The organism is Larkinella sp. C7 (genome assembly GCF_006149005.1).
GTDB lineage: Bacteria > Bacteroidota > Bacteroidia > Cytophagales > Spirosomataceae > Larkinella.
This window is the reverse complement of the sequence record NZ_VBSL01000015.1, coordinates 143,867-165,700: the sequence shown is the minus strand read 5'-3', so window position 1 is coordinate 165,700 and position 21,834 is coordinate 143,867. Positions and strand designations below refer to the sequence as shown.

21 protein-coding genes are annotated in these 21,834 nt (G+C 52.6%); 9 read left to right on the top strand and 12 right to left on the bottom strand.

What is annotated here, in order from left to right:
• On the bottom strand, window positions 1-3,240 hold a 3,240-nt coding region (locus FH871_RS26550), incomplete at its 3' end, for a PKD domain-containing protein (protein WP_171062959.1).
• 314 nt (window positions 3,241-3,554) lie between these two features.
• Here FH871_RS26550 and FH871_RS26545 point away from each other — a divergent pair.
• From FH871_RS26545 to FH871_RS26535, 3 genes are all read left to right on the top strand, one after another.
• Window positions 3,555-4,283 (top strand): cytochrome c oxidase subunit 3, encoded by a 729-nt coding sequence (locus FH871_RS26545; RefSeq protein ID WP_306439254.1) that lies wholly within the window; start codon window positions 3,555-3,557, stop codon window positions 4,281-4,283.
• 16 nt (window positions 4,284-4,299) lie between these two features.
• Window positions 4,300-5,118: an AraC family transcriptional regulator gene (locus FH871_RS26540; RefSeq protein WP_138994434.1), complete on the top strand. Its 819-nt coding sequence runs from the start codon at window positions 4,300-4,302 to the stop codon at window positions 5,116-5,118.
• Between the two features lie 67 nt (window positions 5,119-5,185).
• Complete coding sequence (locus FH871_RS26535) at window positions 5,186-6,025, top strand: NAD(P)H-binding protein (RefSeq protein ID WP_138994433.1); 840 nt, start codon at window positions 5,186-5,188, stop codon at window positions 6,023-6,025.
• Between the two features lie 322 nt (window positions 6,026-6,347).
• Here the strand turns inward: FH871_RS26535 and FH871_RS26530 are convergent, their stop codons facing one another.
• The 7 genes from FH871_RS26530 to FH871_RS26500 all read right to left on the bottom strand — a co-directional run bounded on the left by FH871_RS26530 (window position 6,348) and on the right by FH871_RS26500 (window position 12,727).
• Complete coding sequence (locus tag FH871_RS26530; protein ID WP_138994432.1) at window positions 6,348-6,935, bottom strand: YceI family protein; 588 nt, start codon at window positions 6,933-6,935, stop codon at window positions 6,348-6,350.
• A gap of 29 nt (window positions 6,936-6,964) precedes the next feature.
• A complete protein-coding gene (locus FH871_RS26525; RefSeq protein WP_138994431.1) occupies window positions 6,965-7,654 on the bottom strand; it encodes a hypothetical protein in 690 nt (229 codons plus the stop codon).
• Window positions 7,655-7,657: 3 nt separating this feature from the next.
• On the bottom strand, window positions 7,658-8,131 hold the full coding sequence (locus FH871_RS26520; protein WP_138994430.1) for a ubiquinol-cytochrome c reductase iron-sulfur subunit: 474 nt from the start codon (window positions 8,129-8,131) through the stop codon (window positions 7,658-7,660).
• Window positions 8,132-8,208: 77 nt separating this feature from the next.
• The gene (locus FH871_RS26515; RefSeq protein WP_138994429.1) at window positions 8,209-9,759 is read right to left on the bottom strand and encodes a hypothetical protein; all 1,551 of its coding nucleotides are present in this window, start codon (window positions 9,757-9,759) and stop codon (window positions 8,209-8,211) included.
• Window positions 9,731-10,300, bottom strand: a complete 570-nt coding sequence (locus FH871_RS26510; RefSeq protein WP_138994428.1) for an RNA polymerase sigma factor — start codon at window positions 10,298-10,300, stop codon at window positions 9,731-9,733. The genes FH871_RS26515 and FH871_RS26510 overlap by 29 nt, the downstream gene beginning before the upstream one ends.
• Window positions 10,301-10,467: 167 nt before the next feature.
• Window positions 10,468-11,325, bottom strand: coding sequence for a hypothetical protein (locus FH871_RS26505; protein WP_212768268.1), 858 nt, complete (start codon window positions 11,323-11,325; stop codon window positions 10,468-10,470).
• A gap of 154 nt (window positions 11,326-11,479) precedes the next feature.
• Entirely contained in the window at window positions 11,480-12,727 is a 1,248-nt protein-coding gene (locus tag FH871_RS26500; RefSeq protein ID WP_138994443.1) for a bifunctional 3,4-dihydroxy-2-butanone-4-phosphate synthase/GTP cyclohydrolase II, read from the bottom strand.
• Between the two features lie 217 nt (window positions 12,728-12,944).
• Between FH871_RS26500 and FH871_RS26495 the strand changes: the two genes are divergently transcribed.
• The 3 genes from FH871_RS26495 to FH871_RS26485 all read left to right on the top strand — a co-directional run bounded on the left by FH871_RS26495 (window position 12,945) and on the right by FH871_RS26485 (window position 16,428).
• The gene (locus FH871_RS26495) at window positions 12,945-14,927 is read left to right on the top strand and encodes a gliding motility-associated C-terminal domain-containing protein (RefSeq protein ID WP_138994427.1); all 1,983 of its coding nucleotides are present in this window, start codon (window positions 12,945-12,947) and stop codon (window positions 14,925-14,927) included.
• 130 nt (window positions 14,928-15,057) lie between these two features.
• A complete protein-coding gene (locus tag FH871_RS26490; RefSeq protein ID WP_114410022.1) occupies window positions 15,058-15,393 on the top strand; it encodes a YbaB/EbfC family nucleoid-associated protein in 336 nt (111 codons plus the stop codon).
• A gap of 3 nt (window positions 15,394-15,396) precedes the next feature.
• Window positions 15,397-16,428 carry a glycosyltransferase family 2 protein gene (locus tag FH871_RS26485; RefSeq protein ID WP_138994426.1) on the top strand — a complete coding sequence of 344 codons (1,032 nt, stop codon included), beginning with the start codon at window positions 15,397-15,399 and terminating at the stop codon, window positions 16,426-16,428.
• Window positions 16,429-16,483: 55 nt separating this feature from the next.
• On the opposite strand, the gene FH871_RS26480 is transcribed toward FH871_RS26485, so the two are convergent.
• The gene (locus tag FH871_RS26480) at window positions 16,484-16,705 is read right to left on the bottom strand and encodes a PspC domain-containing protein (RefSeq protein ID WP_138994425.1); all 222 of its coding nucleotides are present in this window, start codon (window positions 16,703-16,705) and stop codon (window positions 16,484-16,486) included.
• Between the two features lie 422 nt (window positions 16,706-17,127).
• On the opposite strand from FH871_RS26480, the gene FH871_RS26475 reads away from it, so the two are divergent.
• Window positions 17,128-17,334, top strand: a complete 207-nt coding sequence (locus tag FH871_RS26475; protein WP_114410025.1) for a cold-shock protein — start codon at window positions 17,128-17,130, stop codon at window positions 17,332-17,334.
• A 144-nt stretch (window positions 17,335-17,478) separates the two neighbouring features.
• Here the strand turns inward: FH871_RS26475 and FH871_RS26470 are convergent, their stop codons facing one another.
• Window positions 17,479-17,940 (bottom strand): 3-oxoacyl-ACP synthase, encoded by a 462-nt coding sequence (locus tag FH871_RS26470; protein WP_138994424.1) that lies wholly within the window; start codon window positions 17,938-17,940, stop codon window positions 17,479-17,481.
• Between the two features lie 13 nt (window positions 17,941-17,953).
• Entirely contained in the window at window positions 17,954-19,684 is a 1,731-nt protein-coding gene (lysS, locus tag FH871_RS26465) for a lysine--tRNA ligase (protein ID WP_138994423.1), read from the bottom strand.
• A gap of 193 nt (window positions 19,685-19,877) precedes the next feature.
• Here lysS and FH871_RS26460 point away from each other — a divergent pair, with 193 nt between their 5' ends.
• Entirely contained in the window at window positions 19,878-20,729 is an 852-nt protein-coding gene (locus FH871_RS26460) for an SPFH domain-containing protein (protein ID WP_138994422.1), read from the top strand.
• Between the two features lie 96 nt (window positions 20,730-20,825).
• Window positions 20,826-21,017, top strand: coding sequence for an Arc family DNA-binding protein (locus FH871_RS26455; RefSeq protein ID WP_138994421.1), 192 nt, complete (start codon window positions 20,826-20,828; stop codon window positions 21,015-21,017).
• Here the strand turns inward: FH871_RS26455 and FH871_RS26450 are convergent.
• A complete protein-coding gene (locus FH871_RS26450; protein WP_138994420.1) occupies window positions 21,014-21,832 on the bottom strand; it encodes a type III pantothenate kinase in 819 nt (272 codons plus the stop codon). The genes FH871_RS26455 and FH871_RS26450 overlap by 4 nt on opposite strands.
• Between the last annotated feature and the right edge of the window lie 2 nt (window positions 21,833-21,834).

Sequence of the window (21,834 nt, the reverse complement as noted above, 5' to 3'; positions counted from 1 at the left end):
ACCGGCACAATTGATGGTTTTGGGAGCCCACTTGAGGGTGAATTCTGAATTCTGTACCCGTGCCCAGATGGTGCGGTTCGTGCTGGTTTTAACGCTTTCCGGGATCGGGAAGTTATACCAGTGTTCGCCGTTTCCTTTGCCCGCATCTTTCAAATGCTGCTGGAAGACGTTAGCCACAATAGACCCCAGCGGAGTACCGGCGGCAATCGAAGCGCCCTCAAAAAACTCGATCGTAACGGGGGCGTTGGGCGTCGTCCGGTCCCAGGCCCAGCCTGAAAGCGTGCTACAATTGACTTCCTGCGTCAGATACCCATCCAGGTTGGCGGTCGGTATGGTGGCTGTTCCATTGACCGTCAGCGTGACGAGGGTCGTCACCGCCGGGTGCTGGTTATCCGTGGCCGAATACGTGAGCGAATAGGTTCCGGTAGCGGTTGGGGTGCCCGTAATGGTTCGGTTGGCAGCATCGAAATTCAACGTTCCGGGTAGACCCGCCAGCGAATAGGTCAGCGCGTCGCCTTCCGGATCGGTGAAAGCCGTGAGCGCATTGGATGTGTAAAGGACATTGACCGTAGCCGCATTGAGCGAAAGTGTGCCGGGAACCACCGGAGGCTGGTTGCCGGACGGAGCGGCCGCGGTGGTCGCATTGGCCGTGTTGCTGTTGCCTGAACTGTTTGAAGCCGCATCCCGCGCTACCACATGGAAGGCGTAAGCGGTGCTGGGACTCAGCCCCGTAACGGCAAACGTAGTACCCGAGACCAGGTTGGTATTGATTTTTGTCCCACCCTGGTAGACATCATAGCCGGTTACGCCCACATTATCCGACGACGCGTTCCAGTTCAGTTGCAGCGACGTGGCCGTAATGTTGGAAGCGGCCAGACCGGAGGGGGCCGAAGGATTCTGTGTATCCGGCGTCGAAGGCGCATTGTTGGTTACCATAAAAGACCGCTCGACCGGCTGCGCGTATTTGTACTGACCGTTTCCGTGTTGGGTGGCCCGGATCGTTACCCGGCCAATACCGCCCGTTAACCGGACCTGGCCATTTTCGATGACGGCGGGGCCATCGGCTACATACAGGGAAATGGGCAAACCGGAAGTAGCCGAAACCGGGGGCCTGAACGTCGGGGCGGTGGGAGCTTTGTCGCCAATCGGATCAAAGGTGATGGATTGTTGCTGACCCGAACAGTTCAGGTAAACGTATTTGGTGTAGGTTGTTGTCAGACCACCCCCGTCGGTAACGTCCAGAACCAGACCATACCAGTAGCTGGCTTCGCCGTCACAGTCGCCTTCCGTCAGGGTAACCGTTCCGGTTGGGCCGTTGAAAATAGAGACTGAATGCCGGTGGTCATTGTGGTAGAGATAAACGTTCCACTGGTATTTCAACTGGTCCGCCGGGGTCTGGCTGTCCGTCGCCGTCGCATTCAGGTTGATCGTTTGCGGCAGCGAAATCGAGTTGTAGCCGTCGACACTGGTGGTTTGAATGGTTGGGGGCGTGTTATTGAGCGAAATAACCGTCTGCGTGGTGTTGCTTTTGCCCTGCGCATCCGTCACTTTCAGCGAAACGTTGTAGGACTTTTGGCCTCCATTTGTAAAGGTTTTGGCCGGCGGGTTTTTGGTCAGGTCTTTGGAACTGCCATCGCCAAAATTCCATTCATAACTCAGATTGGTTCCTTCGGGATCATACGAATCATTGGCGGAAAAATTAACGACCAGCGGACTGTTGCCAAACGATTTATCCTGAGTGATGACCGCGGTTGGCGGTTGGTTGGAGGTAAAGGCAAACTGACGGACCAGCGATTTTTCGCCCAGCGTAACGTAGTAAATGTTCCGGTCGTAGGGGTTGAACGCCATGCCCACAATCCGCTCCGAGAAGGGCGTGACGGTCATTTTCGTGGCCATTTTAAAAAGGCTTCCCGCTTCCGGATTTTCGTCATGCCCAAATTTGGCACCCGCAATCCAGCCCGTTCCGTAATCGGCAAAGTAATACGTGTCCTGAAATTCTTTCGGGTAATTTCCGCCACCTTCGTGCCAGACTCCACCGATGATGCAGTTTCCTTCGAGCGGCCGTTTGTCGGAGCTAACGACGGTGTTGCCCTGAATGATTTCCGTGTTCTTATTTTCCCGGTACTGAATCCGGGGTTTGATGGGGTTGGCCGGTTTGAAAACTTCCGTTTTCCAATAACCGATCCGACCCTGAGCGTGGCCTTCGTAGTAGGGCCAGCCAAAATTCTGGCCCGGTGCCGACACCACATTCAGCTCTTCCCAGGACGAAAAACCCACATCGCCGACGTAAAGAACGCCCGGATTGCCGCTGGATGGATCAGGGTTACCTGTATTGGGCCGTACCGACATTTTGAAGGCTTGCCGGAATCCGAGCGCATACACGCGGTTCTGGGCCAGTTTCAGGTCCGAACCGGCGCCTTTGTAGAAGGGATTTGAAGGGTAGCCATCTCCGTTTTCCGGGTTGATCCGCAGAATTTTACCGCAAAGTGAAAACAGGGCCTGCGAACGATAAGCACCGATGTTCTCCGTAATTCGATCCGGGCTATAGGTGTTACAGCCACCGTATCCGTCCGAAGGAATGGTTTTGATGATTTTTCGGTCGATAGCCTGTAGATACCAGGTCGTATTGTTACAGCCGATGTCGACCTCCACAAAGCTGGCGGCATCGCCCGTGCCCAGCAGAATACTGCCATCGGTCCCGGTGGTTAGCCCACCGCCGGCGTGCGAAGCGGTAACAATCGGGATCCCGTCCTCCAAGGTTTCACCGATCAGGATTTTCCGGCTGGCCGGATCGGCCTTGTACTCATTGTTGGGATTGACGGTATACCGGACCAGCCGCCCGATGGTTGCGACATTATCGGTTGACTGGTTGGGTTGATAGCCTGGTTTGCCGACATTATCGTACCAGTATATATCGACGGTGTAGTAAACGAAAAACCGGCCATTCGTCAAAAAATCGCGGTCCAGTGTAAACCCCAGCAGGCCATGGTCGCCATACCCCGCTACTTCTTCCTGAATATCCAGAATAACCGTGGCTTTGGTCTCGCCCCTTTTGACCCGGTAGACCAGTCCATACCGGCACGCAACATACAGGTTGCCGGCTTTATCGAAGACCAAATTGGTGGCGGCTTTGAAACTGACAGCGGGATTCGGAGCGGGGGTAACGGAATTAATGTAATCCTTGTCTTCCATATTTATCCCCACTTGCCCGTATCCGATCAGCGACAGGAATACAGACAATATCAGAGCAGCACAGGTACGTGAAGTAAAGGAGTTGAGCATAGAAAGATGAGTTAAAAAATACCAATAGGCACCTCAGGCAGATAGCGGGACGAATAGAAGAATCTTAATATTTTGGAAAGATAGTTAACAAAAATTGGGCCGCAAAACTTGAAGTTACTTTAACTTAGTATCTGGTTATCCATAATCACCTCAATATATTCCTGTTTTAAGTCGGAATTGGCTGTATTAATGGATTTTATAAAGATAAAAGACGGTTTTTTCATGGGTTGCCAAACGATTTAATGGCAGTGCAGTAACATGCTTTAAATTGGATGGTAAAGGACTTTATCCATCCCGAATCGTGTTGTATTTTTACAAACTGCCAAACGCGCCAAACCATTTTTGGCCAGTTTGCGTTTCGCAAACAAACCTTAAAACCGTGGTGGTGTCGCCCGATGGAAACCCGTCGCCAGAATAACTTTATGACGCGTCGCCGGGAGCCCAAGCGCTTCATGCTGTGGCTGTGCATTGCCGCCAGTGTTTTCAGTTTCACCGTTCTGCTGCTGGCTTACATCGCCCGCAAAGTTAGTTCCGACTGGCGTGATGTTCCCCTGCCGACGGTCTTTCTGGCCAGCACGGGCGTTATTCTGGCCAGTAGTCTGACGTTGCACATTGCCAACGGCGCTTTTCGACACGAGCGGTTTACCCAATACCGGCTGTATCTGGGCACGACGCTTTTTCTGGGCACCCTGTTCGTGGTGTTGCAGATCCTGGGTTGGCGTGAATTGATGCTGAAGGGCGTTTATCTGCAAACCACTCCATCCGGGAGCTTCCTCTTTGTGTTGTCCGGGCTGCATCTGCTGCACATTGTGGTGGGCTTAATTTTTCTGTCCATTGCGTTTGCCGAAGCAATGCGCCGAATCCCCTATGTCGAAGCCTTCGTTTACAGCGTTAATCCGCCCAATCTGCTAAAAATCAAGTTGTTTACGCTGTTCTGGCATTTTGTCGACGTGCTTTGGTTGTGTCTTTTCTTATTTTTATTGTATCACCACGGCGTGTAAACTTCCCCAATCCGAAATGAAGTTCGAACGAATCCAGCCGCCAGCCTGTCTCAAAGACTACGTCCGATACTTCTGGGTTCTGGAAAGCAGCGATACCGACCGGGCTCCCAAAACCTTCCTGCCGCTGGCCGACGGTTGTCCGGGTTTGCTGTTTCAGGAGCCCGACCGGGGCGCTTTTTACGGACCGATGCAGCAGAAGTTACCCGGTATTTTTGTCTACGGCCAAACCGTCAATACCATCGAGCTGTATTCGGTCGGTAACGTGCGGATGATCGGCGTCTATTTCCGGCCCGATGCGCTGAACTCCATTTTCGGGCTCAATGCCAGCGAGTTTACCGACACCTGCCTGGATCTGAATGCGTGGGCCGAAGAGCAGGGCGTTTCATTGCTCGAACAACTGGTTGCGATCCGTTCGACATTGGGTAAAATCGAGCGGCTGTCGGCCTACCTGATTGACCAGGTCAAACGGAATACAGTTCGTCCGGATGCCATGATTCCGTATGCCGTGGCCCGGATCATTCAGTCGAAGGGAACGGTTTCACTGAAAGAACTGCAAAAAACCGCCCACCTCTCGGAGCGAAGCTTCGAACGAAAGTTTAACCAGCGGGTGGGGATTTCGCCAAAAGTTTTTTCCCGGGTATGCCGGTTTCAGGCTTCCCTGAGCCAATTTCGGGCCGATGACTTCAACCGGCTTTCAGACATCGCCTTCGATAATTTATATGCTGACCAATCGCATTTTATCCGGTCCTTCAAGGAATTTTCCGGTTTTTCTCCCAATCAATTCCAAAAGCGGTCGTTCGAATTAGTCGAGAATTTTCCCCAGTTGATTCAGTAGTCCCTGTCGGTTTTGTTCTATTTTTCGCTGGTCAGCCGCCCTAGCTTTGTCGAAAAAAAACAAAACGATGAGCAAGGGCATTGAAAATCCAGCGCAGAAGACGCTGGTATTGGGTGGTACAGGCAAGACCGGCAGCCGGGTTGTCCAACGATTAACAGAATGCAGCTGGCCGGTTCGCATCGGTTCGCGTTCGGCGAACCCCGCCTTCGACTGGCTGAATGAAGCCACCTGGGAACCGGTTCTTCAGGGCGTCGATGCGGTTTACATCACATTTCAGCCCGATCTGGCTGTTCCGGGGGCGGTCGCCAGCATTCAATCGTTTGTCAAAACGGCCGTGGAAACCGGCGTTCGGAAGCTCGTACTGCTGTCGGGACGTAGTGAACCGGAAGCCGAAGCCTGTGAACAGATCGTGATGAAGGCCGGGGTCGACTGGACGATTCTGCGGGCTAGCTGGTTTAACCAGAATTTTAGTGAAAGCTACCTGCTCGATCCGATCCTGGCGGGTTATGTCACCCTCCCGGTTGGTAACGTAGCCGAACCGTTCATCGATGTGGACGACATTGCGGAGGTGGCGGTTGCCGCTCTGACGGAAAATGGGCATACCGGCCAGCTTTACGAACTGACCGGACCCCGGTTGCTGACGTTTGAAGAAGCGGTAGGGGAAATTGCCCGGACAACGGGCCGATCCATTCAATATGAGCCTATTTCGATGAGCGCGTATGCGGCCATGCTCAAAGAATACGATATTCCGGAAGCGTTTGTGGCGCTACTGACTTATTTATTCACCGAAGTGCTGGATGGGCGGAATGCCAGCCTGGCCGATGGTGTCGAGCGGGCGCTGGGTCGGAAACCCACCGATTTTTCCGATTACGTTCGCAAAACGGCTATCGCCGGTGTCTGGAATTGATGAATTCGTAATAGATTAAAAATCAAGGTTATGAGGCCGGTTTCCATGAATGAACGGGGTCGTTTATCCCGTAGGGATTGTACAGCGAAGCGTCGGTAGCAACCGATATCATAAATCACCCCCGCGTGCCGTCAGGTATGCGACCAAGCTGCAAATTGTTGCGTGCCTGACGGCACGCGGGGCTTGGAATAACCTAATTTGCTACCGACGCTGCGCGGTTGAACCCCTGACGGGGTTACTAAAAATCACCCTGACAGCGGTCGAAAGACCCTGTCAGGGTGATTTTTAGTAAGAAAAGAACTCCTTCAGCAAAGTCGCAGCGTTACGAATCCGTATTTTTGAAAACCATCAACAGTTTCAATTTGACCTTTTCATCGACCGGGACCATCATTAGAGACGGTTTTTCCACTTTGTAATCGGACAAATTGATGTCGAATTCTCCTTTGATGGTCACCTGCGCATTGTCGTCCTGCCGGGTTCCCAGAATAACGACCGGTTTGGTGACACCGTGGAAGGTTAGATTGCCTTTAACGGTTAGATTCGCCCCCTGCTGCTGCACATCGTTGCTGGTGAAGGTTACCTTGGGATATTTCAACGCTTCCATTTTTTCCAGTGCGTGGGAGTCGCGGTTGGTGTTATCGCTGTCGAAGCTGGAGACTTTGGTGGCAGCCGCGACGCTCTCGATCTTGTTGGCGTCGTCGATCACCATCACGCAGGCCACATCGCGGCTGACGCCTTCAAAACTGTGCATGGGATGCGACATGGCGTAGGTAATCGTCGATTTGGTTCGGTCGGCCATCAGCTTCCGTTTGGCTGGTGCCGGCGCATAGTCCGGTTGGTGAAACGCCACCAGTCCGGCGCTGACGAGCAATACCCAACCCGTCAGCTTCTGGTATGAAAAAGCAGTCATCGTAGTAATCCGGCGTGAAATGAGTGAACTTACTTGAGTTTGATGGCGATGATTGCGGCCGCATACGCTCCAAACGTGGTGTAGGCGGCTGCCCGGTGGTAGGGCTTTAGGTCGGCATTGCTGCTTACTTTACGAGCCAGAATGTTGGTGGCCACCATGCCCGTCAGGTGAACAACGGCCAGGGCACGGTGCAACTTGATCGAACTGAACCCACGTTTCCGGCTGGCGGTAGGCAAACCCGGTGGCGAGGTGAGCGACAGCAATGCTGTGGTGCCATACGAAAAGTTGATGAGCGTCGCCATCGTTTCGTGCTGCTCCTTGATTCGGGAATAGTCCAATCCTTTGGCTTTATAGAGTTTCGAACCCAGAATGCCCTGGGCCACAAATCCGGCCAGTGTGACAAACCCCAGAACCTGGTGGCTCACCAGAAACGTCCGGCGGATTTTCAACTCTTTTTCGCGGCCCTGGGGCGACAGCGGAGCAATGTTGGTGAGCCGAAGCAATCCCTTCGGCCCCCAAAACGCCCGTTGTGTGAAAACCATCTTTTTGGGTAACAACTCCTGTGCATCCGCTGTACTGTCGCCCAGCTCGGCCAGCAGGTCGTTGGCGTCGGTCGGTTTAATGCTGGTATCAGCCGGCGTTTTTACGCGCGTCGAGTCCTGCGCCCAAAGGGGCCAATAGAGAATGGTAAGCAGGCAAACAATCAACAGGTGCTTCATACGTTAGGCTTCAAATACGCGCAGACTGGTACCGGTCAGGGTTGTGCTATACTTTTTCAGGTTAGCCTGATTGTTGACGACTGGAACGGTAACTTTACCGGCGGAATCGTATTCAGAACCGTGGTTGGGACAATAAAAGTTGTCAACGGTAGGACGATACGTCACCAGATTTCCTTCGTGCGTACAGATTTTGGCCAGCGCAACGTAGGTGCCGTTCTTGATCTGGGCAATCAGCACATCGTCTTTATACACAAACTTCTTGGTGGCATCTTTCAGATCGGCATATGTACTGCTATTGAGGTCAATCGTAAAATCAACTTTACCGGTAGGGGTGGGCGTTGGATCCGGATCGTCAGAACCTTTTGAACAGGAGGTCAGTGTTCCCATGCAGTAAAACGCCATCAATGCCGCACTGCTCAATCCCAGGCTCCGAAGGAACTCACTTCGTTTGATTGGTTCTTGTTGGTTGGTCTCCATAAATTAATGAGTAGGTTGTTAATTAATGTACATACAGTATTTACGACTAACGATTTGGCAACCGCAAAAAGTGTTGATCAAAGCCGGTAGCGCAACGAGAAAAATACGCCGGTACTCGTCAACCGGATTTTACCGTAGCCCAGTTTGGACAGCGGGCTTTTCAGGAACGGTTCAATCTGCCAGGAAAACCGGCGCAGCAGGCCCTCGGAACGGAAATTGCGTTCGTAGCCAACCGATACATTCAAATGGCTAAATCGGTGAAAACCGGTGCTGCCTGACCATTCGACATATTTTGCATTACTGGGGATAACACCAGCGGGATAATTGTATTCGTAGTATTCTTTCTGCATGATATACGACGAAACCCCCGAACTAATAAACAACCGTCGCCGGTTGTTCAGCATCACGTCAAACCGCAGATTGACCGGAATGTCGAGAACCGTACACACCGCACCGACACTTTCGTATTTTGGTCCGTACCAGTGAGCCGGTTTGGCGTAGTCCGACGCCGATGCCGTGTATTTTTTGACGGATCGCAGGACGCCACTCTGGATTGTAAACCGTCGTAAAAAGCGGTATTCGGCCATTATGCCCGTTTGAAAATCTCGGGCTCCCTGACGGCTTTTTCCCACAAAATTCAGATCAGGAGCGGCAACGAACCGAACCGATAGCGCGGGATACCCAATGACCGGAATCGCCGGGGCAACGACTCTGGGCCCAACCGGTGGCCGAACGGGTTCCAGATCCAGTTCCGGCAGCGACGGCAAAACCGGTTTTGCCGGTGGCCGGGCTGGGATGGATGACAGGTTCGCCAGCCAATCGAGGGGCTCGCTTTCCAAAACCGGTACCCCGGTTTCCGTTGGCTGTGCCGAAAACGTTTCACCGGGAACCACTGCCGAATAGGCGGGCTTATTCAAGTCAGAAAACGGTTGGGTTTGGCGACTTTTTGACCTGGACGGAACGGCAGCATAGCCAGCATTTTTGGGTAATCGAATTCGGGTCAGCCTTTTGCTTTTGTCTTCAGAAAGAATCGAAACCGTCTGATCTGCGTTCGTTGCGTTATCTGAAACCGTTGCGCCAGTCCGTTTCCGTACCCCGCGGGCCATTTTCTGCGGACGGTTTTTCAGAACAGAACGGTTTTCATTCGTGGGCTTCAGAGATGCCATTTCAATCGCCTTGCTACCGGGCACTTCCGGAACGGGTGGTCGTACCGTAGAACCTGCACCGGTTTCCAGCGTCGACTCCGTCCGGCCCGAAGCGACTTTTTCAGCCGGTTTTTCGGATAGCGTTTTATCACCAGCCGTTGCCGGATTTACTGCGTCAGTGCCTGGTGCCGAGGGTCGTCCGGTTTCCGTTGCCGAAACCGACTCCGCCCGGGTTCCAGTTTTTGACGCGGGTGGTCGCACGTCGTCCGGCTGCACCACCAGCGAAACCGTGGTCAGCAATAGCAATAGCAGCGGCAGGCCCCAATAAATAAACCGGTAGAGAAACCGCGACCGGTCGTCTTCGTCAAGACGTTGGCGCAGGCTGTTCCAGTCGTCAGCATTGTAAGGCGGTTCAAACTCCTCGGCTGACGACCGGAAGAGCTTATCCAGTTCGTCATCGGGAAGTTCTTGCAAACTCGCCATGGCATCTACGTTTTAATAATTGTTTCAATTGTTCACGGGCACGCGCCAGATTTGATTTGGACGTCCCCATCGAGATATTCAACTGACCGGCAATCTCCTCGTGGGTGTAGCCATCAATGGCGTATAAATTAAAAACCATTCGGTAGGCTGGCGTCAGCAACTGGACGACTTCCATCAATTCCTCATAGCTCAGCTGGTCGAGGGCGCTGGCTTCGACGTCTGGTAATTGACCGGCCTGATCGATGTCTTCGTGGTAACGGTGTTTCAGATTCAGCCGGTAATAATCAAGAGCGGTATTGATCATGATCCGGCGCAACCACATCTTGAAAGGTACTTCGGCGCGGTATTGATCCGAGCGGGTAAACACTTTCATAAAGCCATCGTTCAAAATCTCCACAGCCTCGTCCCGGCTATATGAATATCGCACACAAATTCCCATCGCATACCCATAGAACTGCCGGTAAAGCTGCTCCTGGCTTCTGCGATTGCCTTGCTGGCATTCCTTCAAGAGTCCGGCGATATCTGGGGAGGGAACGGTCATACGTCGGTTTTCAATCGTCAATACGATGATCAGCGCAAATGGGTTGCGTCAATCGGTCAAAATAGTGGCGGTCTTCAGTGAGCAGTTCTCATTTCAGATAGATTGGCAGGACAGAGCAAGATACAAAAAAAGCGAGAACTGACTCACCGAAGACCGCAACTAACCGATCAGGGTGCCGGAGCAACCGGGGTGTCTTTATTGATGATGGGCCACACGCCGGGTTGTGGAAAACTGATGCCTTTGTTCAAACCGCGTTTTCCGTTGTCCTGCTGGAAATAGTACAAGGGCCAGCCTTTGAACGTTAACTGCTGGCGTCCGAAAACCGTAATGCTGCCAAACAGCGTTTTATCGATTGTAGAAGGCACTTCTTTCAGCGTTTCTTCATACAAAGGCCAGACGGCGTTGTTGCTGAAGTCGGATTTGGTGAAGTTGTTCTTCATGTTTTTATCGTTTCTGAAACCGTACAGCGTTCGACCCATGCCGTCGGTAAAATAAATCGTTTTACCGGTTCCTTCCTTGTAATCCGCCGTATAGGATTTGCCATTGTGGCCCACCAACTGGGCGTTGGCGATCATGATGGAGTAATTCGGTTTGGCAACAAACCAGATGTTGCTCACGTTTTCGCCTTTCACATCGCCCGATTTTGCGTCATCCTTGAAGTAGTAGAGTGGCCAGCCTTTGTAGGTGGTTTGCTTCGCGCCGTCGGCCCGGGTAAGGGTTCCGAAATCGGTGGCCGTCAAACCGGCAGCCAGTTTGGGGGTTGCGCGGTAAAATACCGGCCAGTTGGTCAAACATCCGCCGGTGCAGGTCGACGCGCCGGTACTGTCGTAGTCATTCGAAAAGAAATAGAGCGTCCGGCCGGTTTCGTCGGTCATCACGTTGCCCAGTGAGGTGCTGGTCAGATTAATGGCGGGTTCCGGGGGCGTTGGGGTGGCTTCGTCCGGATCATTGTCACACGACTGGGTTAACAAACCGACAACAAGCAACAGGGCGGCCACAGGGGTCGCCATCCATCTTGATTTCATAGCAAATAGATAGAAAGATTAGAATTAGAAATGGTACCTGTCGAATCGATTCGATGGCAGTACGACACCAACTGAGAAAGGGTTGCGTGTCCGGTAAAAAAGGGCAAAAAAAAGCCCGTCAGTCATGACGGGCCACACTAAACGATGGGGGTTGTTAACCGACCTGATCGGTAAAATGACTGAGTTCGTGACCCATTTTGTCCCGCTTGGTTCGTAAATACACTTCGTTATGCGGGTTGGGACGAATATCGATGGGGACGGTTTCGACAATTTCGAGACCATAGCCCATCAGTCCCGCCCGTTTTTTGGGATTATTGGAAATCAGGCGGAGCTTGGTGATGCCCAGATCCCGCAGAATTTGCGCACCGACGCCGTAGTCCCGGGCATCCATCGGCAGGCCCAATTCCAGGTTGGCTTCGACGGTATCGCGGCCCATTTCCTGTAGTTTATAGGCTTTCAGTTTGTTCATCAGCCCAATGCCGCGTCCTTCCTGAAACATATAAAGCACCACGCCTTTGCCTTCCTGTTCCACCATTTTCATGGCGGCATGAAGCTGTTCCCCGCAATCGCAGCGGCAGGAACCAAAGATGTCGCCCGTCACACAGGACGAGTGGACGCGCACCAGCACGGGTTCGTTTTTCTCCCAGGTGCCTTTGATCAGGGCCAGGTGTGTGTCGTCGGTGTTGAGTTGTTTGTAGGCAATCAGTTCGAAATCGCCGTACGTTGTGGGCATGTTCACCCCAATTTCGCGTTTGATCAGGCTTTCCTGTTGCAGCCGGTATTCGATCAAATCCTGAATACTGACCAGTCTCATGCCGAATTTGTCGGCCATCGTCCGCAGTTCAGGAAGCCGTGCCATGGTGCCGTCTTCGTTCAGCACCTCGATCAGCACGCCTGCCGGTTGCAAACCCGCGAGTTGGGCGAAATCAATGGCGGCTTCGGTATGTCCCGCCCGGCGGATGACGCCCCCATCGACGGCCCGCAGCGGAAAAATGTGCCCCGGACGGCCCAGATCTTCCGGTTTGGTTTCCGGATCCACCAGCGCACGGATGGTTTTGGCGCGGTCGCTGGCCGAGATGCCCGTGGTGCAGCCATTGCCCAGCAAATCGACGGATACCGTAAACGGCGTCGTATGAACGGAGGTGTTGTTGCCCACCATCATTTCCAGGCCCAGTTCCAGGCAGCGTGCTTCAGTCAGGGGAGCACACATCAAACCGCGGCCTTCCTTGACCATGAAATTGACCATTTCGGGCGTGATTTTCTCCGCAGCGCAGATCATGTCACCCTCATTTTCCCGGTCTTCATCATCCACGACGATAATGATTTTTCCATCGCGAATATCCTGAATCGCGTCTTCAATCCGATCCAGCAGACTCCCGGGATTGGTATTATTATTGCTCATCATAATTTATAGTAAAGACAAAAGAGGAAAGACAGAGATGTGAGATATAGGACAGCCAATCAGCGGTTTACCCCAGCTTTCCGTCTTTCCTCTCTGGTCTTTTCTCTCACGTCTTTATGAACATTGTTCCACAAAGATACGTTCGATACGCTAAATTTGTGTTTTGCGCGTTTTTATCTGAAATAGCACCTGTAGTTACGAAAAAAACTTTACCCTTGTGAGAGCAGTCAGGAAATGGTCAGCCGGTTTGGTAGGAATGGTCCGGCATCAGGTCCGGTTTTTCCTGCTGGGAGCCTGTTTTGTTCTGAGTTTACATACGTTTGCTCAAACAAACGACTGGTGTGCGACGCCCCCTTCTAATGCAGGGAAAGGCAGTTTCAATGTCTCAGCGAAGAAAGGGTGCGCTCCCATGACCGTGACGGTGAGTAATACCACCGGAATTCCGGATAACATTTTTCTCTACGTATACGACTACAAAGGTGGCGATCCGGTGGCCACCAAATCCGGCGTTGCCGCCACGACTTACACCTTTACGAAACCGGGAAAATACAAAATATTGCAGTTAGGCAGTGTCGGGACCGGCTCCGTGGCCTGTCAGGAAATAGAAGTTCTGGATGCCACACCGCCCAATTTTCGGGCCTTTACCTGTTCCGACCGCCGGGTGCTGGTCGATATCGTTAACGATGCGGTGGCCAGCCAGTACGACGAATTTATCATTGACTGGGGGGATGGAAGTTCTCGGCAAACCGTTCAGAAAACCGCCATTTCGGGGCTTATTCACACCTATTCGTCGCAGGCAACCCGGACGATCAACGTGCAGGGCAATTACCGGGACATTTCGTGCGGGGGCATGACCCAACAGTCGGTAACACCCGGCGGCACCATCATGCGACCCACCGTATCCAGCCTGAAAACCACCGGAACCACGGTGACTCTGCAAATTCAGGTGGCGGCTAATCAGGTGGTTGTCGTCCAGAAAAAAAACGCATCGGGTACGTTCGAGAACACCACCACCACCCGAACCGGCAGCGGTTCAGTCAGCATGACCAACGTAACCAGTCACCCGACCTGCTTTAAAGTCGTGTCGCAGGATGGCTGCGGCAACACCGTGGCGTCGGACGAAGTGTGCAGCATCGGGCTGGAGGTGGAAGCGAAAGATCAGCAGAATGCCGTGGTGTGGACGGTTCCCGGAAGTCCGGTCAATTTTCAGAAATATACCGTCTCCAAAAACGATGACGTCTTTCGCACGTTTACCAGCGTCGGCACCAGTTCCGTCACGGATTCGGAAGGGCTGAATTGTAACGAAGAGTACTGTTATCAGGTAACGGCGCTGGTGGGAACGACCGAAATCATTTCCGACCGGAAATGCGTAACGGTTCGCTCGTCGGCCATACCGCCCGCTTTTTCAACGGTGCAGGTATCGGTCAATGGCGATAACCGGGTCGATCTGCGGGGTTTGCCGCCCGTTCCGACTTCGCAGAGTCCGAGCTATAAAATGATCGTTTTCCGTCGGGATAATCCGGGCGGCTCGTTTGTGCAAACCGGCGAGGAAGTCGACCGGAACATTCACCAGGATGGCGGAGTGCAACCCCAGCAGCAGTCGTACTGCTACCAGTTGGTGTATCAGAATGCCTGCGGGGTGTCGTCAGAACCCTCCAAAATGGTCTGCACGATTTTCCTGACTTCCCATTCCGCTTCCACCATCGACTGGACGTCCGATCCGCCGTTCGCGGACGAAGCAATCGACCGCTATATAATTGAAAAAATCGACGACAGCGGAGTGGTTTGGGAAGAAGTGACCGTTGGCTTGCAAACCTCCTACCGGCCTGCTAATGAGCCGGATAGCCAGCGGTTCCGGTTTCGGGTCAAGGCGGTTTCCAAATCCGGTTCCATCAGTTATTCCAATTTCTACACCTTCGTGCAGGCTTCCCGGGTGTTTGTTCCCGATGCGTTCAGCCCCAACGACGACGGCGTCAATGATCTGCTGGAAGTAAAAGGCAGTACGTATCTGGCATCGATTCAGCTAACGGTTTACAACCGCTGGGGGGAGGTCGTGTTTCGTTCCGAAAGTCGCGAAGGATGGGATGGAAAAATCAGTGGTCAGGCTGCTCCGGCCGGAACCTATGCCTATCGGGTCAGTGCAACCGATCAAAACGGTTTGAAAACAGAAAAGACCGGTCAGGTGTTACTGATTCGGTAAACCACAGAGGAAAGACAAAAGAATGTGGAAAGCAGGGCAGACTGTTCATTCCTTGCTACCTTTGTTTAGACAATCCCATTGTGTTGTTGGTTTTCTCTTGTCTAGTCTCTCACTTCTTTTTTTGTAAGTTATGTTCAATATGATGGATATGTTCGGCAAGGTAAAGGAATTTCAGGCCCGTATGAAAGAAGCGCAGGCCAGCCTGAATACCATTACCGAATCGGGAGAATCAGGTGCCGGCATGGTCCGTGTGACCGTTAACGGGCTGAAACAAATTGTGCGGCTGAACATTGACCAGGATTTGATTCGTCCCGACGATCGGGAGATGTTGCAGGATCTGGTTGTGGCGGCCACCAACAAGGCACTCGAAAACGTGGAACCGAAAATCAAGGCTCATCTTCAGAAAGCAACCGAGGGGTTGTTGCCCAATATTCCCGGTTTCGACCTGGGCAACCTGATGTCGTAAGGAATGGACGAGGTTGCCATCGTGATTCTGAATTACAACGGAAAATCCTTTCTTGAGCAGTTTTTACCTTCCGTTCTGACGCACTCGGAAGGTTGCCCGGTTTACGTTGCCGACAATCATTCTACCGACGATTCGCTGGCACTACTGGAGGGGAGATTTCCGTCTGTCCACCTGATCCGTTTGGCGGCCAATTTCGGTTACGCGGGCGGTTATAACGTGGCGTTGACACAGATCGACGCCACCTATCTTCTTTTGCTCAATTCCGACGTGGAAGTCAGTCCGGGCTGGCTGGCACCGCTTGTGGAACGAATGAAAGCCAATCCCCGGATTGCGGCCTGTCAGCCTAAAATCCGCGCCTTCAAGAAACCGCATTTGTTTGAATATGCGGGTGCTGCCGGGGGCTACATCGATTACCTGGGGTATCCGTTTTGCCGGGGCCGCGTGTTCGACACGGTCGAAGAAGACCAGCAGCAGTATGACGATGCACGGGAAATTTTCTGGGCAACGGGGGCGTGTCTGCTCGTTCGATCGGATGTTTTTCTGCGTTTGGGCGGATTTGATCCCCGGTTCTTTGCCCACATGGAAGAGATTGACTGGTGCTGGCGGGCCAAAAATGCCGGTTACCAGATCTGGTATTGTCCCGAGTCCACGGTGTATCACGTCGGGGGCGGAACCCTTCACAAATCCAATCCGCGCAAGACGTTCCTGAATTACCGCAACAGCCTGGCGATGCTTTACAAGAACTTGCCGACAGGCCACGTCTTTCTCAACATCCTGATCCGGTTGGTTTTAGACGGTATATCCGGGGCGAGGCTCCTGATGGCTGGGAACTGGCGGGATACGCTGGCGATTTTGCAGGCTCACTTTACCTTTTACAGTTGGCTACCCTACCTTCGGAAACAACGGAATGCGCTGGCCGATCTGCGCAACAACCGCATCACCCACCCGCAGATTTATCCGCACAGCATCATCTGGCAGTATTTCGTAAAAGGCCGGAAAACCTTTCGGGAACTGTTGGGAGGAAAAGAATACTAACGAATAAGGCAGGGGCGGATCGCTTCTCTTTCTTCCAGCCTCTTTTTTCTGCGTGTTATAACTCCCAGATGGTCGGGTGATTATGCCGCCGGAGGTGTTTGCTCATTTCCATCCAGAAAGCCATAATCAGATATAACACAACGGGCGAACCCAGCGTGAGACACGAGGTGTAGATAAAATAAAGACGAATGCTACTAGCCGAGATGTTCATCTTCTCACCTAGTTTGGTGCAAACGCCAAATGCCTGACTTTCGACGAAATACCTGAGTTTATTCATAGTAGTAACGCTCCTGATAATCAGTGCTTCGCTGGAAATAGAAAAGGGTACCTGTTAAACCCGTTCCGTAGCTTGCTTCGTTTACCAAAGATACGCGGAACCAACTGCATCAACAATTCAAGTAACGAATTGTTTGTGCTACTTATTTAGCGGTAAGCTCATTTCGTACAATTATCTCTTTAAATAAGGCAATTAAAATCAAAAAAAATTGTTTAAAAATTCGTAACAAATTTTGTTACTTTGTGTTTACTAAGGCGTTGTCTTATAAAAGTTACGTTTTTTTTGCTATTCAACAAAGTCAATGCATAGACGGTGTGTTCCATCCGTATCGCCCATTTCGTGTGTTAACCTGGAACCTGTTTGAAGACTTTTGTTAAGAATACTCCAGTCAGTAATGTTTTATTTTTAATTTTTTAAGTTTTATGCAAACAGGTGTTGTCAAATTTTTCAACGAGAGCAAAGGCTACGGGTTCATCGTCGAAGATGATACGAACCGTGACATTTTCGTACACATTACTGGCCTGAATGGTACCACTATTCGGGAAACAGACCGGGTCTCTTTCGAAGTAATCGAAGGGAAAAAGGGCCTTAATGCTGTGAAAGTTAAAAAAATTGAAGGAGCCTATTGAAAAACCACTCCTTTACAAACATAAAAACCCCGATCGGATGACCGGGGTTTTTGTTGTTTAAGGGGAGATGAAAGCGCCTAGACAAGAGAGGAAAGACTAAAATCGTTACCCATCCCCTCTCTCTATTCGCTTCTCTATGTTCTTTCATCTTACTGCCAGAATTCGGATCAGCTTGCTGTTGAAAACCACTTCGTCACCGGCTTTTGCGTGATTCAGTCGGACGCCAATGGGCGAAGCGGCCGAAACCGCGAAGTAATCGGTTCGGTCCACGGTAATTTTTCCGGCGCTGATGGCGATGAAATAATTCCCCTGACTCGTCAGCACCAGACTCCCCGGCTGAACGGCGGAATGGATTTTGCCCGCGTCGATGCGGGCCAGTTCCTGCTCCAGCTTCCGGGCTTCGGCCAGTTGCTGGGCGTGGTGGTCGCGCTCGATCTGCGCCATCGCCCGACCGGTTTCGTATTTATCGCCCGCACTGCTTTTCGACTCCTCGTTGGCCGCCGACTGTGCGGCTTCCATCGCGGTTTTGGCCGTTTCGATGCGCTGCTCTACGTACTGGCGGCAATGGTCAAAAAGCGTTTGTTTGAGGGGGGCGGAATCGATCATCGGCGGTTTTGAATCATTGGCCCGTCCAGCTTTTCACCTGATCCAGCGTCGGCATCGTCACATCCAGTTTCAGTTTCTTCCGCATCCCGCCCAGATCGTTGAAAATCTTGTTGGCATTGGCACCGTTCAGCTGGCTGACGTGCTGAAAACCCATCTTCTGCAAGGCCGGAATCCAGCCCGCCGGAATGCCCAACTGTTCGTAATCGGCATCGGTCGACAGCTCAATTTTCTTCTCAGGACGCATTTGCGGGAAAAACAGCACATCCTGAATCGACGGCTGGTTGGTCATGATCATCGCCAGCCGGTCAATGCCCAAACCGACGCCCGCCGTGGGGGGCATGCCGTATTCGAGCGCGCGCAGAAAATCCTCGTCCATGGCCATCGCTTCCTCATCACCGCGTTTCGCCAGTTCGAGTTGTTCCTCAAACCGGGCGCGCTGGTCGAGCGGATCGTTCAGCTCCGAATAGGCGTTGGCAATTTCTTTTCCGTTGCAAATGGCTTCAAACCGCTCCACCAGACCCGGTTTGCTCCGGTGTTTTTTAGTCAGGGGCGACATTTCGACCGGGTAATCCGTGATGAACGTCGGTTGAATCAGATTGCCCTCCACGGCCTCACCGAACAGTTCGTCGATGAGCTTCGATTTGCCCATCGTGCTATCGGTTTTGATGCCCCGGCCTTCGGCCACAGCCCGCAGTTCGTCTTCGCCCATCGCCGATACATCGACGCCGGTGTATTCCTGAATGGCTTCGAACATGGTGAACCGCTTCCAGGGGCGCTGGAAATTGATGAGTTTGTCGCCCACCGGCAACTCGGTTTTTCCGTGGAGGTCCAGCGCAATCTTCTCGACCATCTCTTCGATCAGATCCATCATCCAGTTGTAGTCTTTGTAGGCGACATACAACTCGACCTGCGTAAACTCCGGATTGTGAAACCGGCTCATGCCTTCGTTGCGGAAATCTTTCGCAAACTCGAACACGCCGTCGTATCCACCCACGATCAACCGCTTCAGATACAGCTCGTTGGCAATCCGCAAATAGAGCGTCATGTCGAGCGTATTGTGGTGCGTCCGGAAGGGCCGGGCCGCTGCGCCACCGTGAATCGGTTGCAGAATCGGGGTTTCCACTTCCAGATAACCGTGGTTGCTCAGAAACGTCCGGATCGAATTGACCAGTTGCGTCCGCTGAACGAAGGCATTCCGAACTTCGGGGTTCACAATCAGATCGACGTACCGCTGCCGGTAGCGTTGCTCCGGGTCCGAGAAGGCGTCATACGTCTGCTTATTGCCCTGTTCGTCAACCACCTCCTTCACTACCGGCAAGGGCCGCAGCGATTTGGTCAGCAGTTTGAACGCCGTTACGTGGATGGAGATTTCACCGGTTTGGGTCGTAAATACATACCCTTGCACGCCGATGATGTCACCAATGTCCAGCAATTTCTTGAAAACCGTATTGTAGAGCGTTTTGTCGTCGTCGGGGCAAAGGTCGTCGCGCCGGAAATACAATTGAATCCGGCCCGTGGCGTCCTGCAACTCCGCGAAGGAAGCCGAACCCATGATGCGGAAACCCATCAATCGGCCGGCAATGGCAATGCTTTTATAGTCGGTTTTGTTGCGTTCGTAGTTTTTATGGATGTCGGCCGCCGTGACGTTGACTTCGAATAATTCGGCAGGATACGGGTCAATGCCCATCCGCATCAGTTCCTCGCGCTTGTTGCGCCGGTTTATCTCCTGTTCGCTCAGTATCATCTTGAAATAAAAAAGATTTGCAAATATAGGGGATTGGAACACGGATTCAGCGGATTGAACCGATTCGAACGGATTACTTTATCCGACTTCAGAACGCATTCCCCGTAAAAATTCACCGCACATCCGAAATCCGTTGGCTGGGAATCAAAATAATTGCTACTATTGTGATATCAAAATACTATCACAAACTGCCATGAATGAAAAGAACCTTACTTCCCTTTCCGGCTATGTTCTGTTGCTCATAGCCCTGATTTTACTCGGTGTTTCGGCCTACGGATTTTTTTTACGCGCGTTTTGGCTTGGTGGTCTTTCCTTCTTTGTTTCCATGGTTCTGATGAGCGGACTCGCCGTGATCAATCCGAAAGAAGCCGTTGTCACCACGTTTTTTGGTGATTATACCGGAACGATGAAGCAAACCGGCCTTCGGTGGGTCAATCCGCTGTACAGCAAGAAAAAAATCAGCCTGCGCGCCCGCAACCTGAACGGCCAAACGCTGAAAGTGAACGATAAAATGGGAAATCCCATCGAAATTGCCGCGGTTGTCGTGTGGCAGGTGGCCGACAGCGCCAAAGCCTTGTTTGAGGTAGACGATTACACGCTGTTTGTGCAGATTCAGTCGGAAGCGGCTGTCCGGCACCTGGCAAGTACCTGTTCGTATGATAGTATGGAAGACGAAGATGCTCCGGTTACGCTCCGCGACAGCACCGGCCAGATCAACATCCTGCTGGAACGGGAACTGAACGAACGGCTGGAACGGGCCGGGGTCGATGTGCTCGAAGCCCGGATTAGCCACCTGGCCTATGCACCCGAAATTGCCGGAGCGATGTTGCAACGCCAGCAGGCCACGGCGGTCGTGTCGGCCCGGAAGCAGATCGTGGAAGGAGCCGTCGGAATGGTTGAAATGGCCCTGGCGCGACTCGCCGAAAAAGGGGTGGTGCACCTGGATGAGGAGCGGAAAGCCGCCATGGTCAGCAACTTACTGGTTGTTTTGTGCGGAGAAAAATCCGTCAGCCCCGTTGTCAATGCCGGAACCCTTTACAATTAAGAGTGATGAGTTAAGAGTTAAGAGTTGGCTGATGCACTTGTTTTCTGCTTGCGTCAGCCAACTCTTAACTCTTAACTCTTAATTCATCACTAAAGAATGGCTGCGGAGAAAAAAGCATTTGTGTTGCGGATCAATCCCGAAACGCTGAAAGAACTCGAGCGCTGGGCGCAGGAAGAGTTTCGCAGTGTGAACGGACAGATCGAGTATATCCTCAATGAAGCGTTGAAAAAACGAAAAAAAAGCTCGCATTCCGATCCCAATCCCGACGCCGATCCGGAGGTGGGTTAAACCCGCAAACCCACTTCCCGAATGCCGTCCAGGGTTAAATTCGGAACAATAGCCGCAAAATCAGCTTCTAAAGTTGGGATAGCGGTCGCCATGCCACCCGTGGCGATGGCGATGCAATTGCCGTTCAATTCGGCCCGGATGCGGTTGAGGAGCGACCGGACCAGGCCTTCGTAGCCCAGGACCACACCCGCCTGAATGGCATGGGCGGTGCTGGTGCCCAGCGCCGATTCGGGCATCACCAGCGGTACTTCGGGCAACTGCGCCGTGGTGGAAAACAGCGAACGTACGGCGGTTTTTAGCCCCGGTGCAATGGCGACGCCGAGCATTTGACCAGCCGCCGAAACCGTCGTGAAGGTTAGCGCCGTTCCGAAATCGACGACGACACAATTCTCTTTGTAACGAATATGAGCCGCCAGCGCGTTGGCTACCAGATCGGTTCCGATGGCGTAGGGCCGCAGAATCTGGAGTGGCAAGGCGTGGTAGATCGCCGGGCCGACCACGACCGGTTCCAGACCAAAAAGCCGGGCAAGCGTGGTTTTCAGCGTTGGGGTAAGTTCCGGCACCACGCTGCTTATGACAATCGACTGAATCGCACTGAGGGGAATATTGGCTTCCAGAAACCACAAACGCAGCAGTCGCTCATACCGGTCGCGCTCAGCCGGAACGGCATCCGTATCGCCAAATGGTCGGTCACTGAGGTGAAAAGCCATGGGTTCTTCGAGCAACGAACGCGTCCGCCAGACGTGTCGCCATTGCTGCTGATCGTATAAACCAAAAACGGTATCGGAATTGCCTGCGTCGACGGCGAGGAACATAG

What these genes read in the sequence shown, in the direction of transcription:
- lysS (WP_138994423.1), bottom strand. Translation starts at nt 19,684, where the DNA reads ATGATACTGAGCGAACAGGAGATAAACCGGCGCAACAAGCGCGAGGAA.
- FH871_RS26455 (WP_138994421.1), top strand. Translation starts at nt 20,826, where the DNA reads ATGGCTGCGGAGAAAAAAGCATTTGTGTTGCGGATCAATCCCGAAACG.
- FH871_RS26450 (WP_138994420.1), bottom strand. Translation starts at nt 21,832, where the DNA reads ATGTTCCTCGCCGTCGACGCAGGCAATTCCGATACCGTTTTTGGTTTA.
- FH871_RS26475 (WP_114410025.1), top strand. Translation starts at nt 17,128, where the DNA reads ATGCAAACAGGTGTTGTCAAATTTTTCAACGAGAGCAAAGGCTACGGG.
- FH871_RS26505 (WP_212768268.1), bottom strand. Translation starts at nt 11,325, where the DNA reads ATGAAATCAAGATGGATGGCGACCCCTGTGGCCGCCCTGTTGCTTGTT.
- FH871_RS26540 (WP_138994434.1), top strand. Translation starts at nt 4,300, where the DNA reads ATGAAGTTCGAACGAATCCAGCCGCCAGCCTGTCTCAAAGACTACGTC.
- FH871_RS26515 (WP_138994429.1), bottom strand. Translation starts at nt 9,759, where the DNA reads ATGGCGAGTTTGCAAGAACTTCCCGATGACGAACTGGATAAGCTCTTC.
- FH871_RS26535 (WP_138994433.1), top strand. Translation starts at nt 5,186, where the DNA reads ATGAGCAAGGGCATTGAAAATCCAGCGCAGAAGACGCTGGTATTGGGT.
- FH871_RS26500 (WP_138994443.1), bottom strand. Translation starts at nt 12,727, where the DNA reads ATGAGCAATAATAATACCAATCCCGGGAGTCTGCTGGATCGGATTGAA.
- FH871_RS26460 (WP_138994422.1), top strand. Translation starts at nt 19,878, where the DNA reads ATGAATGAAAAGAACCTTACTTCCCTTTCCGGCTATGTTCTGTTGCTC.
- FH871_RS26530 (WP_138994432.1), bottom strand. Translation starts at nt 6,935, where the DNA reads ATGACTGCTTTTTCATACCAGAAGCTGACGGGTTGGGTATTGCTCGTC.
- FH871_RS26485 (WP_138994426.1), top strand. Translation starts at nt 15,397, where the DNA reads ATGGACGAGGTTGCCATCGTGATTCTGAATTACAACGGAAAATCCTTT.
- FH871_RS26525 (WP_138994431.1), bottom strand. Translation starts at nt 7,654, where the DNA reads ATGAAGCACCTGTTGATTGTTTGCCTGCTTACCATTCTCTATTGGCCC.
- FH871_RS26470 (WP_138994424.1), bottom strand. Translation starts at nt 17,940, where the DNA reads ATGATCGATTCCGCCCCCCTCAAACAAACGCTTTTTGACCATTGCCGC.
- FH871_RS26520 (WP_138994430.1), bottom strand. Translation starts at nt 8,131, where the DNA reads ATGGAGACCAACCAACAAGAACCAATCAAACGAAGTGAGTTCCTTCGG.
- FH871_RS26490 (WP_114410022.1), top strand. Translation starts at nt 15,058, where the DNA reads ATGTTCAATATGATGGATATGTTCGGCAAGGTAAAGGAATTTCAGGCC.
- FH871_RS26480 (WP_138994425.1), bottom strand. Translation starts at nt 16,705, where the DNA reads ATGAATAAACTCAGGTATTTCGTCGAAAGTCAGGCATTTGGCGTTTGC.
- FH871_RS26510 (WP_138994428.1), bottom strand. Translation starts at nt 10,300, where the DNA reads ATGACCGTTCCCTCCCCAGATATCGCCGGACTCTTGAAGGAATGCCAG.
- FH871_RS26545 (WP_306439254.1), top strand. Translation starts at nt 3,555, where the DNA reads ATGGTAAAGGACTTTATCCATCCCGAATCGTGTTGTATTTTTACAAAC.